The sequence below is a fragment of the Oxalobacteraceae sp. CFBP 8761 genome (genome assembly GCA_014841595.1).
Classification (GTDB): Bacteria; Pseudomonadota; Gammaproteobacteria; order Burkholderiales; family Burkholderiaceae_D; genus Telluria.
In genome coordinates this window covers 1,920,595-1,934,367 of sequence record JACYUE010000001.1, presented here as the reverse complement: position 1 = coordinate 1,934,367, position 13,773 = coordinate 1,920,595, and the positions used below count along the sequence as shown (strand labels likewise).

Annotated in this window: 14 protein-coding genes; all 14 read right to left on the bottom strand. The window is 64.5% G+C overall.

The features are described from left to right. Positions 1–8 precede the first annotated feature (8 nt). Positions 9–794: an RNA methyltransferase gene (locus IFU00_08545; protein MBD8542327.1), complete on the bottom strand. Its 786-nt coding sequence runs from the start codon at positions 792–794 to the stop codon at positions 9–11. After that, positions 791–1,459, bottom strand: coding sequence for a ribonuclease HII (gene rnhB / locus IFU00_08540; GenBank protein ID MBD8542326.1), 669 nt, complete (start codon positions 1,457–1,459; stop codon positions 791–793). The genes IFU00_08545 and rnhB overlap by 4 nt, the downstream gene beginning before the upstream one ends. A gap of 8 nt (positions 1,460–1,467) precedes the next feature. After that, the gene (gene lpxB, locus IFU00_08535; protein MBD8542325.1) at positions 1,468–2,601 is read right to left on the bottom strand and encodes a lipid-A-disaccharide synthase; all 1,134 of its coding nucleotides are present in this window, start codon (positions 2,599–2,601) and stop codon (positions 1,468–1,470) included. A 40-nt stretch (positions 2,602–2,641) separates the two neighbouring features. Further along, positions 2,642–3,430, bottom strand: a complete 789-nt coding sequence (gene lpxA / locus IFU00_08530) for an acyl-ACP--UDP-N-acetylglucosamine O-acyltransferase (protein ID MBD8542324.1) — start codon at positions 3,428–3,430, stop codon at positions 2,642–2,644. Positions 3,431–3,439: 9 nt separating this feature from the next. Then, positions 3,440–3,952, bottom strand: a complete 513-nt coding sequence (fabZ, locus tag IFU00_08525; GenBank protein MBD8542323.1) for a 3-hydroxyacyl-ACP dehydratase FabZ — start codon at positions 3,950–3,952, stop codon at positions 3,440–3,442. Continuing rightward, positions 3,949–5,001, bottom strand: coding sequence for a UDP-3-O-(3-hydroxymyristoyl)glucosamine N-acyltransferase (gene lpxD, locus IFU00_08520; protein MBD8542322.1), 1,053 nt, complete (start codon positions 4,999–5,001; stop codon positions 3,949–3,951). Before lpxD ends, fabZ begins: the two co-directional genes overlap by 4 nt. Positions 5,002–5,058: 57 nt before the next feature. After that, positions 5,059–5,604 (bottom strand): OmpH family outer membrane protein, encoded by a 546-nt coding sequence (locus IFU00_08515; protein ID MBD8542321.1) that lies wholly within the window; start codon positions 5,602–5,604, stop codon positions 5,059–5,061. 40 nt (positions 5,605–5,644) lie between these two features. Beyond that, positions 5,645–7,993: an outer membrane protein assembly factor BamA gene (bamA, locus tag IFU00_08510; protein ID MBD8542320.1), complete on the bottom strand. Its 2,349-nt coding sequence runs from the start codon at positions 7,991–7,993 to the stop codon at positions 5,645–5,647. 81 nt (positions 7,994–8,074) lie between these two features. Beyond that, positions 8,075–9,412 carry an RIP metalloprotease RseP gene (gene rseP, locus IFU00_08505; GenBank protein ID MBD8542319.1) on the bottom strand — a complete coding sequence of 446 codons (1,338 nt, stop codon included), beginning with the start codon at positions 9,410–9,412 and terminating at the stop codon, positions 8,075–8,077. Between the two features lie 17 nt (positions 9,413–9,429). Next, positions 9,430–10,602, bottom strand: a complete 1,173-nt coding sequence (locus IFU00_08500) for a 1-deoxy-D-xylulose-5-phosphate reductoisomerase (protein MBD8542318.1) — start codon at positions 10,600–10,602, stop codon at positions 9,430–9,432. Between the two features lie 12 nt (positions 10,603–10,614). Continuing rightward, the gene (locus tag IFU00_08495; GenBank protein MBD8542317.1) at positions 10,615–11,445 is read right to left on the bottom strand and encodes a phosphatidate cytidylyltransferase; all 831 of its coding nucleotides are present in this window, start codon (positions 11,443–11,445) and stop codon (positions 10,615–10,617) included. Then, positions 11,446–12,198 carry a di-trans,poly-cis-decaprenylcistransferase gene (gene uppS / locus IFU00_08490; protein ID MBD8542316.1) on the bottom strand — a complete coding sequence of 251 codons (753 nt, stop codon included), beginning with the start codon at positions 12,196–12,198 and terminating at the stop codon, positions 11,446–11,448. Positions 12,199–12,373: 175 nt separating this feature from the next. After that, a complete protein-coding gene (frr, locus tag IFU00_08485; protein MBD8542315.1) occupies positions 12,374–12,934 on the bottom strand; it encodes a ribosome recycling factor in 561 nt (186 codons plus the stop codon). Positions 12,935–12,959: 25 nt separating this feature from the next. Continuing rightward, positions 12,960–13,676 carry a UMP kinase gene (locus IFU00_08480; GenBank protein ID MBD8542314.1) on the bottom strand — a complete coding sequence of 239 codons (717 nt, stop codon included), beginning with the start codon at positions 13,674–13,676 and terminating at the stop codon, positions 12,960–12,962. Positions 13,677–13,773: the final 97 nt, after the last annotated feature.

The window sequence follows — 13,773 nt, the reverse complement described above, 5'->3', positions numbered from 1 at the left end:
GGCGCCGTCTATGCCTGTTGCTGGCGCAGGCCTTCAAAGAAGCACACGGCGGCGCAGGCGGCGACGTTGAGCGATTCGACCTGGCCAAGATGCGGCACCGCGACACGGTGCGTGGCCAGCTCCAGCACCTCGGTCGATACGCCCTGCCCTTCGTGTCCCAGCACCCACGCCACAGGTAGCCGCAGGTCCAGCGTATACAGGCCCTCGGCCGCATAGCCGCTGGTGGCCAGCACCGGCACCTGCGCCGTGCGCACCAGGTCCGCCAGTTCGACGTGCTCGAAAATCTCGAGCACGAAGTGCGCACCCATCGCCGCGCGCAGCACTTTCGGCGACCAGCAGAATGCGGTGCCGGGACTGCAGTACACTTGCCTGATGCCGGCAGCGGCAGCGCTGCGCAGGATCGAGCCGACGTTGCCCGGGTCCTGCACGCCATCGAGCAGCACGCTGGCCATCACCAGCGCCGGCGCCGTTGCCGGCTGCGGCGTGTCGATCACGAACAGCAGGTGCACGCCATGCTCGACCTGGCTGACCGCGTTGAACAGCGCATCGGGCAGCGCCGTCACCGGCGCGTTCACGGCGCCGCAGCGCGCGACGATGGCCTGCACTTCGGGATTGCCCAGTGCGCCCTCGGACACCACGCAGTGGCGCGGTGCGCCCCGCAGGTCGAGCCAGGTCTGGCACAGGTGCACGCCGTCTAACAGGCTGTGGCCGGCCTTGCGGCGCGCCTGCGAGCTGGTGGCGAGCGCCTTGATCTCTTTGTAGAACGCGTTGTCGCGCGAGGTAATGGTCTTCATGCGCTCACCGCGTTGTCAACCAGACCGCCGAACAGGTCGGTCTGCAGCATCCCGCGCACCGGTGCGAACGAGCGGCGGTGCGCGGGCGACGGCCCGTGCGCGCCCAGGCGTTCCAGGTGCAGCGCGGTACCGTAGCCCTTGTGCTGGTCGAAGCCGTATTGCGGATATTGTTCGTGCAGCCGCACCAGCGCCGCGTCGCGCGCGGTCTTGGCCAGGATCGACGCGGCCGAAATCGCATTGACCTTGTCGTCGCCCTTGACGATCGCATGAGCGCGCACCGTCAGCTCGGGACAGCGGTTGCCGTCGATGAGCGCGATCGTCGGCGCGTGCTGCAGCGCCTCCACGGCGCGGCGCATCGCCAGCATCGTCGCCTGCAGGATGTTGATGCTGTCGATTTCTTCGCACGAGCATTCCGCCACCGCCCAGGCCAGCGCCTGGGCGCGGATCAGCGGCGCGAGTTCGTCGCGCCGCGCGGCGGTCAGCTTTTTCGAATCGCGCAGGCCGTCGATCGGGCGGCGCGGATCGAGGATGACGGCGGCTGCAAACACGGGCCCCGCCAGCGGGCCGCGGCCCGCTTCATCGACGCCGCACACGATGTCCAGTGCGGTGAACGGCCGGCCCCTGGTGGGCAGGCCGGGATACAGATTGATTCTGGTTTTTGTCATCTACGTGTTCAGGGCGCCGTGCGCCCGATAATCTGCAGCACCGCCTGCGCGCTCTCTTCGGCGCTGTTGCGCAGCAAGCTGTGGTGCATGTCGAGGAAGCGCTGCGCCAGGCGCTCGCGCCCCGCGGTGTCTTCCAGCTGGTGCCAGACGGCGTCGGCCATTGCTTGAGGCGTGGCCGCATGCTGCAGCAATTCCGGCACGACGAATTCGCGCGCCAATATGTTCGGCAGGCCGATCCACGGCTGGTAACCCATATGCCGCATGATTTCCCACGAGGCGCGCATGACCTTGTAGGCGATGACCATCGGCTTCTTGAAGAGCGCCACTTCCAGCGTCGCCGTGCCCGAGGCGACGAGCACGGCGTCGGCGGCGGCAATCGCCATGTGCGAGCCTTCGGCAGTCACGATCAGTTCCACGCCCTGCAGGCCGGCTGCGGTGACGATCTGGTCGAAGTACGCGCGCTGGCGCTCGCCAACCATCGGCACAACGAAGCGCAGCCCGGGATCGCGCGCCGCCAGCAGCTGCACGGCGCGCACGAATGGCTCGGCCAGGTATTTCAGTTCGCCCATCCGGCTGCCCGGCATGACGGTGACCACGCGCGCATCGACCGGCAAACCAAGCGCGCGGCGCGCACCGGCCACGTCAGGCTCGAGCGGAATCGTCTCGGCCAGTGGGTGTCCGATATACGTCACCGGCACGCCGGCAGCGCGGTAGATCGCTTCTTCGAACGGGAAGATGACGAGCATGTGCGAGACGGCGCGCTGGATCTTCTTGATGCGGCCACCGCGCCAGGCCCAGATCTGCGGCCCGATGAAGTGCACCGTCGGGATGCCCGCCGCGCGCAACTGCTCTTCCAGGCCCAGGTTGAAGCCAGGGTAGTCGGCGCCGATGAAGGCAGCCGGCCGCTCGGCGATCAGCCGATCGCGCAGGCGGCTCTGGATGCCCTTGAGTTCGCGGTAGCGGGGAATGACTTCGAACAGGCCGCGCACAGTCAACAGGTCCATCGGGACGTCGCTGACCATGCCCTGCTCGATCATGCGCGGCCCACCGATGCCGTGGAAACGCGCGTCAGGCAGGTGCGGCCGCAGGCCGGCCAGCAGACGCGCCGCCAGCATGTCGCCGGACGCTTCGCCGGCCACCAGGGCCAGCGACACATCGCGGGCCGCGGCGGACGGCACGCCGTCAGCGAACGATGCCACGGCTCGCGGTGCCGAGGAAATCGCGCAGCAGGCGAATGTCGTTTGCCGCCGCTGGCAGGCGTTCTTCTTCGGCCTGCAGCGCCGCTTTCGATTCTTCGAGCGTCAGGCCATTCCGGTACAGCAGCTTGTAGGCGCTGCGGATGCCGTCGAGCTGCTCGCGCGTGAAGCCGCGGCGCTTGAGGCCTTCGAGGTTGACGCCGCGCGCACCGGCCGGATTGCCCGACACCAGCACGTACGGCGGCACGTCCTGCGTCAGGCTCGTGTACATGCCGATGAACGCGTGGGCGCCGATCTTGCAGAACTGGTGCACGCCGACGAAGCCGGACAGGATCGCCCAGTCGCCCACGTGCACGTGGCCCGCGAGCTGCGCATTGTTCGAGAAGATCGTGTTGCTGCCCACCTGGCAGTCATGCGCCAGGTGGACGTAGGCCGAGATCCAGTTGTCGTTGCCCAGGCGCGTGACGCCTTCATCCTGCACCGTGCCCAGGTTGAAGCTGACAAATTCACGCACCGTATTGCGGTCGCCCACTTCCAGCCGGGTCGGCTCGCCCTGCCACTTCTTGTCCTGTGGCGCGGCGCCAATGGAGCAGAACTGGAAGAACTTGTTGTCCTTGCCGATCGTCGTGTGACCATCGATGACGACATGCGGCCCGATGACGGTACCGGCATCGATGCGCACGTTCGGGCCGACGATCGAGTAGGCCCCGACCTCGACCGAGCTGTCGAGCTGCGCCTGCGGATCGACGATCGCGGTTGGATGAATCTTGCTCATCACGTCTCCTTACTCGGGCGTGGACGCAGCCGGTGCCGCCTCGGCGCCTTTCATCGGCGCTTCGGCAGCGCCCCGGATCGTGCACATCAAATCGCCTTCGACAGCGACCTTGCCGTCGACCGTGGCCACGGCCTTGTACTTCCAGATGCCGCGCGAAACGCGCACGATTTCCACTTCCATGCGCAGCTGGTCGCCCGGCTCCACTGGCCGCTTGAAGCGCGCATTGTCGATGCCGACGAAGTACACGACCGAGTTTTCATCGGGCTTGACGCCCATGGTCATGAACGACAGGATCGCGGCGGTCTGCGCCATCGCTTCGATCATCAGGACGCCCGGCATCACCGGCTTGTGCGGGAAGTGGCCGTTGAAGAATTCTTCGTTGATGGTGACATTCTTGATCGCGACGATGCGCTTGCCCAGTTCGACGTCCAGCACGCGGTCGACCAGCAGCAGCGGATAGCGGTGCGGCAGGTATTCCTTGATCTGGTTGATGTCGAGGGTGGTGAGTTCTGGCGTAGTCATTGTTGTTGTTCTGTGAGGGTTTTGATGGTTTTCTCGAGCGCGCGCAGTTTTTCGCGCATCGAGCCCAGGTTGCGCACGATCGCTGCGCTGCGTTCCCATTCGGCGTTCTTGGCCAGTGGGTAAAAGCCCGTGTACTGGCCCGGTTCGAGCACCGAGCGCGAGACCATGCTGCCCGATGAGATATGCACGTTATCGGCGATCTCGAGGTGGCCCAGCACCATGGCGGCGCCGCCGAACGTGCAGCGGCTGCCGATCTTGGCGCTGCCGGCCACGCCGACGCAGCCGGCCATCGCAGTGTGCGCGCCGATGCGGGTGTTGTGGCCGATCTGGATCTGGTTGTCGAGCTTGACGCCATCTTCGATGATCGTGTCTTCGAGTGCGCCGCGGTCGATCGTCGTGTTGGCGCCGATGTCGACGTCATCGCCGATCAGCACGCGGCCGGTCTGCGGAATCTTGATATACACGCCGCCTTCGTTGGCAAAGCCGAAGCCGTCGGTGCCGATCACGGCGCCCGAATGCAGGATGCCCCGCTTGCCGATCCGGCAGCCGGCGTGGAACGTGACGTTCGCGAACAGGTGCGTGCCTTCGCCGATGACGGCATTGCGCCCGACGTAGCAGCCGGCGTCGATGACGGCCTGCGCCTCGATCACGGCGCCGTCGTCGATCGTCACGTGCGGCCCGATATGGGCGCTCGGGTCGATCACGGCGGTTTCGGCAACGACGGCGCTCGGGTGCACGCCCGCGGGCGGCACATGGTCGGTCAGCGAAGCGAAATACTGCGCCGCGCGGGCAAAGTATGCGTAGGGGTTGGTGGTGACGATGCGCGCGCCTTCATAGGTCGCGGCCACCGTCGGGTCGTCCAGCGGCGACAGGATCAGGGCCGCGGCCCCGCTTTGCGCCGCCAGTGCGCGCAGCTTGCTGTTGGAAAGGAAGCTGATGTGCGAAGCGCCGGCCGTGTCCAGGGGAGCAATCGCCGTAACCTCGAGGTTCGGGTCGCCCACCAGCTGTCCGCCGAAGCGCTCGACCAAATCGCCTAGTCGAATGCCCATCTCGGTCTTTCAGTGTGAGTCAAAATCGGTAAAGCAGGAAAACACTGCCGACAGGTGTTACTTGTCGAGCAGCTTGAGGATCTTGTCGGTGATGTCCACGCGCGGATTCACCCATGCCGCCTCTACCAGCACCGCATCGAGCTTTTCGGCTTCGGCGTATTGTTCGACCAGCTTGTAGGCCTTCTGGGCGATCGCGGCGCGTTCTTCGTTCTTGCGCTGCTGCAGGTCTTCCTGGAACTCGCGCTGCATGCGCTCAACATCTTTCTGCATGTTGAACAGCTCGCGCGCACGGCGCGTGCGTTCCAGCTCGGCCAGGCTGCTGCCTTCGGCATCGAACTTCTCGGACGCGCCCTTGAACTTGCCAACCATCTCTTCGACGGCCTTCTGACGCTTGGAGAATTCGGCCGCCAGCTTGGCGTCCGCCGCCTTGGCCATCTTGGAGTCGGTCATCAGGCGCTCGGTGTAGACGAAGCCGATGCGGCCCGTCGCCACCTGCGCCTGCGCCTGTGCCAGCGGCGACGCGCACACCGCGGCCAGCAGCAAGGCTGGCGCCACGGTGGGCTTGAAGCCGTCAGGCAGCGAGGCAATCAGATTTTTCAACATAAAGTCTCTCGCAATCGTTCTTCAGGACGCAGTGGGCCGGTCAGAAACCGGTACCCATCTGGAACTGGAAGCGCTCCAGGCGGTCACCCGGCAGCGAATTCAGCGGCTTAGCATAACTCAACTTGAGCGGACCGACCGGGGAAATCCAGGACAGACCGATACCAGCCGAGTAGCGGAACTCGCCGAAGCGGATCTTCGCATCCTCTTGGAACACCTGGCCGCCGTCGGCGAAGGTGAACCAGCGGAGGCTGCGGTCGGTGCCGCTGCCCGGGAACGGGAACTGCAGTTCGGCGTTGACGATGATACGTTTCGAGCCGCCGATCGCATCGTAGTAGCGCTGGTCGACCACGCCCAGCGACGAGCTCTCGTAGCCGCGCACCGAACCGATGCCGCCGGCATAGAAGTTCTTGAAGACCGGGTAGGCGCTGCCGCCGATGCCCTTGCCGTAATCGAACTCGCCGCGCAGGGCCAGCGTCATCCAGCGCGTGACTGGCTTCCACCACTGGTGTTCGTACACGAGGCGGTAGTACTTGGCGTCGCCGATCGCATCGACTTCGAAGTTGGCGCGCTGGAAGCGGCCGCGGCTCGGGGTCACGGCGCTGTCGCGCGTGTCGCGGCCCCACGCCACCGTCAATGGAATCGCGTTGGTGGTGGCTGAACCGACACCGCTGGCCGGGCCACCGTTCTGGCGCACGAACGTCTGGTAGATGCTTGGCGACGATTCGTCGGTTTCCAGTTCGGTGCGTTCCAGGCCCGCGCCGAAGTAGACGGTATCGGACTCGGAGAACGGCACGCCGAACGTCATGTTGCCGCCGGTCTGACGCACCGTGTACGAACCGATGTTCAGCGCCGGTGGGCGCGACGTACGCAGGTACAGCGAGAACGCGCGCGAGACGCCGTCATCGGTGAAATACGGATTGGTCTGCGAGAACGCGATCGTCCGGTTGTACTTGCTGGTATTGAGTTCAATGCCGACCGTGTTGCCGCTGCCGGCGAAGTTGGCCTGCGAGATCGACGCGGTGAACGTGAACTTCTCGGACTGCGAGAAAGCGCCGCCGATCATGAAGTTACCGGTCGGTTTTTCTTCGACCGCGATGTTCACGTCGACCTGGTCGGACGTGCCTGGCGACTCGGGCGTTTCAACCTTGACGTCCTTGAAGTAGCCGAGGCGGTCGACGCGGTCGCGCGAGAGCTTGACGCGGTTGGCGTCGTACCACGAGCTCTCGAACTGGCGGAATTCGCGGCGGATGACTTCATCGCGGGTCACCGTGTTGCCGGAGATGTTCATGTGGCGCACATAGGCGCGCTTGCCCGGATCGACGAAGAACGTGAAGGCCACTTCGCGCTTTTCGCGGTTCAGTTCCGGGTTGGCCGTGACGTTGGCAAATGCGTAGCCAAAGGTGCCCAGGCGATCGGAGATCAGCTTGTTGGTGCCCTCTTGCAGGTCGCCCACGTAGGTCTTGCCCGGCTGGAGCAGGATCAGCTGCTTGAGCTCTTCTTCGCGGCCGAACATCTCGCCTTCGAGCTTGACGCTCGAGACGGTGTACTGCTCGCCTTCGGTGATGTTGAGCGTCAGGTAGATGTCGCGTTTATCCGGCGTAATCGACACTTGCGTCGATTCGACGTTGGCTTCGAGGTAGCCGTGATTCAGATACCACGACTTGATCTTTTCCAGGTCGCCGGTGAGCTTCTGCTTGGAATACTGGTCGGCCTTGGAGTACCAGGTGAACCAGCCCGACGGGCGCAGTTCGAGCAGCTGGCGCAGCTCTTTGTCGCTGAACGCCTTGTTGCCGATGATGTTGATGCCCTTGATCTTGGCGACATCGCCTTCGTCCACGTTGAACATGATCGTGACGCGGTTGCGTTCGATCGGGGTCACGGTGGTGGTGATCTTGACGCCGTACAGGCCATGCGACAGGTACTGGCGCTTGAGTTCCTGCTCGGCGCGGTCGACCGACGCCTTGTCGAAGATCTTGGTCTGGGCCACGCCGATTTCGGACAGCGCCTTGACCAGCATGTCTTTTTCGAATTCCTTGGTGCCCGTGAAGTCGACCGACGAAATCGCCGGACGCTCTTCGACCAGCACGACCAGCACGCCGTTTTCTTCTTCGAGGCGGATGTCCTTGAAGAAGCCGGTTGCGTACAACGCCTTGATCGCGCTCGAGGCCTTGACGTCGTCGAAGGTCTCGCCCACGCGCACCGGCAGGTAGCTGAACACGGTGCCTGCCTCGGTACGCTGGATGCCCTCGACCCGGATGTCCTTGACGACGAACGGGTTGACGGCCATGGCATTATTTGCGTACAGCGTGGCGCACAGCGCCACGACGGCGGAGCCAATCAGGCTGCGGCGAATGAACGGCAAGGCGAAACGATCTGGTTGTGATTTCATTGGCTGGATCAAAGGGTCACTCATTTGGACAACGATTGCTTGGTGATTTGACTGGGCTCCCGGGGAGCGAACCGCGGGCGGCTAGAGTAAGCGTCCCAGGTCGTTGAAGACGGCGAGCGCCATCAGCATGAACAGCAGGCCGACCCCGGCGCGCTGTGCGAACTCGACGACGCGCACAGAAACAGGACGCCCGGTCAAAACTTCCAGCGAATAATACAGTAAATGGCCACCATCCAGAACGGGAATTGGTAACAAATTCATGACGCCTAAGCTGATACTAATAAAGGCAATAAACTGTAAATAGCTGACGAGCCCAATGCGGGCGGTCTGTCCGGCGTAATCGGCGATCGTGATCGGACCGGTCACATTTTTCAATGACGCTTCGCCGGTAATCATCTTGCCGATCATTTTCAGCGTCATCGTGGACGTTTCCCAGGTGCGCTCGGCACCGCGCGCGATGGCGTCAAATGGACCTGACGACACAGTCACCATCTCGGGCGCCTGCGCCACCATGGCCTTGATCACGCCGCGGCCGCTGGCATCCGCCTCGGGCGTGAGCGACAACGTGAGCGGGGTGCCGGCGCGCTGCACCTCGACCTGCAGCGCGCGGCCAGGCGCGGCGCGCACTGCCTCGATGAAGGCGATGCCATCCACCACCGGCGCGCCGTTCAGGCGCAGCACGAGGTCGCCGGCCTGCAGGCCGGCGCGCTGCCCGGCCCCATCGGCGATGACCTTGTCGATGCGCGGCTGCGGGCGCCACAGGTCCAGGCCGAGCGTGGCCATCACGTCGCTGTCGACATCGAGCTTGCCGATGACGGACGCGGGCAGCACCACGGCGTAGGTGCCGCCACCGGTGCTGCGCAGATCCAGGCGCGCATCGGTCTTGTCGACCGCCGCGTGCATGATCTGCCAGCGCAGCTCGGACCACGAGCGCACGGCGCTGCCATTGACGGCAACCACGGTCTCGCCGCCGCGCACGCCGGCGCGGTAGGCGTCGGTCGATTCGGCCACGGCGCGCAGGCGCGCCGACGGCTCGTCCACGCCATGCATGAAGAGTGCCGCCATCAGGGCGATCGCCAGCGCGAAGTTCGACAGCGGCCCGGCGGCGACGATGGCGATGCGCTTCCAGACATTCTGGCGCGTGAATTCGCGGGCCAGCTCACTCTTGTCGATCGGGCCGGCGTCGGGATCGCGGCTGTCCAGGAACTTGACATAGCCGCCCAGCGGCAGCAGCGACACTGCCCACTCGGTCTGGTCGCGGCCGAAGCGGCGCGACCAGACGACGCGGCCCATGCCGATCGAAAAACGCAGCACCTTGACGCCGCAGGCACGCGCCACCAGGTAGTGACCCAGCTCGTGGATCACGATCAGGGGGCCGAGCGCCAGCGCGAACGCCAGCACGGTGTAAAGCAGGGTCATTGGGCGGTATCCGTCAATCAGTGCAGGCTGGCGACCGCATGCGCTGCGGCCTCGCGGGCACGCGCATCCTGGGCCAGCACGGCCTCGATCGACGGCGCCGGGCCGTGTTCGACGGCGTCGAGTGCATGGCGGATGACGCGGTCAATGTCGCGGAAACCGATGCGGCGTTCGAGGAACGCCTCCACCGCCACTTCATTGGCGGCGTTGAGCAGCGCCGGGGCGGTGCCGCCCGCGCGCAGCGCGTCGAACGCCAAAGCCAAGCACGGGAAACGCGCAAAATCAGGCGGGAAGAACTGCAGCGCTGCCATCTGCGTCAGGTCGAGCTGGGCGACGCCGGATGCGATCCGGTCCGGGTACGCCAGCGCGTGCGCGATCGGCGTCCGCATGTCGGGGTTACCCAGTTGTGCCAGCACCGAGCCGTCGACGTACGACACCATCGAATGGATCACGCTTTGCGGGTGGATCACGACTTCGATCTGGTCGGCCGGCGCGCCGAACAGCCAGTGGGCTTCGATCACTTCGAGACCCTTGTTCATCATGGTCGCAGAATCTACCGAAATCTTGCGGCCCATGACCCAGTTCGGGTGCTTGCAGGCTTCGTCCGGGGTCACGTCGCCAAGCGTTTCGACGGCGCGGTTCAGGAACGGGCCGCCCGATGCGGTGAGTAAAATCTTGGCCACGCCGGCCGCTGCCGGCACGCGGCCAAAGGCCGCAGGCAGCGACTGGAAGATGGCATTGTGTTCGCTGTCGATCGGCAGCAGCGTGGCGTTGTGCTCGCGCACGGCGTCCATGAACAGCTGGCCGGACATGACCAGCGCTTCCTTGTTCGCCAGCAGGACCTTCTTGCCGGCGCGGGCCGCAGCCAGCGTGGGGGCCAGGCCGGCGGCGCCGACGATGGCAGCCATCACGGTGTCGGTATCGGCGCTTGACGCGATATCGCACAGCGCCTGCTCGCCGTATTCCACACTGGTGGGCAGGTCGGCAATCAGCGCCGCCAGGCGCGCGGCCGCGTCGGCGCTACCGACCACGGCACGTGCGGGACGGCAGCTGCGGCAGGCGGCGGCCAGCTCTTCCACGCGGGTGTGGGCGCTCAGCGCGTAGACCTGGTATTGCTCCGGATGGCGCGCCAGCACGTCGAGGGTCGAGGCGCCGATCGAGCCGGTGGCGCCCAGAATGGTAATGCGTTGCATGTGAACTTCCTTCTAGAGCCAGGTGGCGATCAGCGCCGCCAGTGGCAGGACCGGCACGAGTGCGTCGATCCGATCCAGCACGCCGCCGTGGCCCGGCAGCAGATTGCTGCTGTCCTTGGCGCCGGCGCGGCGTTTGAGCTGGGATTCGAACAGGTCGCCAACGACGCTGGCAACCACGATGAGGGCAATCACGGCGAACAGGCCGAGCCAGCCCAGGCCCGCCTGGACGCGCACGGCGAACGTGCCGGCGAAGGCTTCGCCACCAAACAGCACGGTGCATGCAGCCAGCACCAGCGTAACGAGTCCGCCACCGATGGCGCCCTCCCACGATTTACCGGGCGAAATACTCGGCGCCAGCTTGCGCTTGCCGAAGGTCTTGCCGCATACATAGGCAAAGATGTCGGCGGCCCAGACGATCGCCAGCACCGACAGCAGCAGCACGGCCGAGTAATTGAACAGGTACACGATGGCCACGAAGCAGGCCACCAGCGAGATCGCATAGAGCAGGCTCAGCAAGGTGTTGGGCGTGCTCGACAGCGGCGGCAGGCCGAACTTGAGCGTGGGCGCGAAGCGCAGCGCCCACAACAGGACACCGATACCGAACCAGAAGGTTGGATTGCCCTGCTCACGCACGAAAAACGCGTAGGCAAAGGCCAGCGTCCAGGCGCCGGCGATCAGGAGCGCGCTACGGGCGCCGGGATTGAACAGGCGAAAACATTCCCAGATCGCGGCGCCGAAAAAGACGCAGGCCACCACCGCAAACGCCGTGTAATTGTTGGAGTACAGAACCGGCAGCAGGACTGCCAGCAGGACGAGTGCGGTGAGAATCCGGGTCTTGAGCATTTAGTTGGTCTTCTTCGCTACTTGGGCGCCGGTCTGGCCAAAGCGCCGTTCGCGCTCCTGGTAGGAGCCAATCGCCTCGTCCAGCGCCTTCGGCGTGAAGTCAGGCCAGAAGGTGTCGGTAAAGTGCAGCTCGGCATATGCCAGCTGCCACAACAGGAAATTCGAAATGCGTTCTTCGCCGCCGGTGCGGATGAACAGGTCGGGCTCAGGCGCATACGCCATCGCCAGGTGCGGCGCCAGCATCTCTTCACTGAACTCGGTGACGCCGGGGTTGGCTTTCACCATCTTGCCGGTTGCCTGCATGATATCCCAGCGGCCGCCATAGTTCGCGCACACGGTGACCGTCAGGCGCGTGTTGCCCGCCGTGCGGCGCTCGGCATTGGCGATCATGTCCTGCAGCTTGGCGTCGAAGCGGCTCAGGTCACCCACCACTTTCAGGCGGATATTATTGGCGTGCATCTTGGCGACTTCACGCTCGAGCGCCGTCACGAACAGGCGCATCAGCAGCGAGACTTCGTCGGCCGGCCGCCGCCAGTTCTCGGACGAGAACGCGAACAGCGTCAGGTACTCGACCCCACGCTCGACGCAGGCTTCCACCACGCCACGCACGGCTTCGACGCCCTTGACGTGACCAGCCACGCGCGGCAGCAAGCGTTTGGTTGCCCAGCGGCCATTACCGTCCATGATGATGGCGATATGACGTGGCACGGCGGACGTGACGGGGACGGCGGTGGTCGAGCTTTTGAACATCATGATTCCATAAAACTGCGCCATACAACTGCGCCATAAAACGTCGCCAGAGAACTGCGCTACAGAATTGCACCTGGCATTGCGCAATTGGCCAATCATAAGGCACGCGGACCGGCCGCGGCAAGTTGCCGGGGCCGGTCCGCAGGAAAGCCCGAGGGCTTGCCGATGAAATACCTGCTTACACCGTCAGGATTTCTTTTTCTTTCTCGCCCAGCAGCTTGTCGATGTCGGCCACGGCCTTGTCGGTCAGCTTCTGGATTTCGTCCGACGAACGGCGCTCGTCGTCTTCCGAGGCGGTCTTGTCCTTGACCATTTTCTTCAGCGCTTCGTTGGCGTCGCGACGGATATTGCGCACGGCAATTTTCGCGTCTTCACCTTCGGACTTGGTCAGCTTGACCATTTCCTTGCGGCGCTCTTCGGTCAGCGGCGGGGTCGGCACGCGGATCATTTCGCCCTGCGACGACGGGTTCAGGCCGAGGTCGGCATCGCGGATGGCCTTTTCGATGGCTGCCAGCATCTTCTTTTCGAATGGCTGGACGCCGATCGTGCGGGCATCGACCAGGGTCAGGTTGGCGACCATCGGCAGCGCCGTTGGCGAACCGTAGTAGTCGACCGTGACGTGATCCAGAATGCCGGTGTGGGCGCGGCCGGTACGGACCTTGGCCAGATCGGCGCGCAGGGTTTCGATGGACTTGACCATGCGGTCTTGTGCGTTTTTCTTGACGTCAGCTAAGGACATGCTGCTCTCCTGTTGTTCAGTTAATTTAGACGTGGACCAGTGTACCTTCGTCTTCACCCATGATCACGCGCGTGAGCGCGCCGGGCTTGACGATGGAAAACACCTTGATCGGCAGTTTCTGGTCGCGGCACAGTGCGAACGCGGTGGCGTCCATCACTTGCAGGTGCTTCGAGATCGCTTCGTCGAACGTGATGCTCTCGTAGCGGGTCGCGGTTGGATCCTTGTTAGGATCGGCGCTGTAGACGCCGTCGACCTTGGTGGCTTTCAGGACGATCTCGGCCGAGATTTCGGCGCCGCGCAGGGCAGCAGCCGTATCGGTCGTGAAGAACGGGTTGCCGGTACCGGCGGCAAACACGACGACTTTGCCTTCTTCGAGGTATTGCAGCGCTTTCGGACGCACGTAGGGCTCGACGACCTGCTCGATGGCGATGGCCGACATGACGCGGGCGGTGATGCCGACGTGACGCATCGCGTCCGCCAGTGCCAGCGCATTCATGACGGTGGCCAGCATGCCCATGTAGTCGGCGGTCGCGCGGTCCATGCCCTGGGCGCCGGGGGCGACGCCGCGGAAGATATTGCCACCGCCAATGACGACCGCGATCTGCACACCCAGCTTGGCCACTTCGGCCACGTCGGCCACCATGCGTTCGATGGTGGCGCGGTTGATGCCGAACTGATCGTCGCCCATCAGTGCTTCGCCAGACAGTTTCAGAAGGACACGTTGGTAAGCTGGTTTTGTCATGATGAAGCGGCTCCTTTAAGATATTGCTGTGGATCGAATTCGGGTCTGACCAACGCCTCGTGGGCGGGTCTCATCCGTGCCGGGACGGATGGGATTG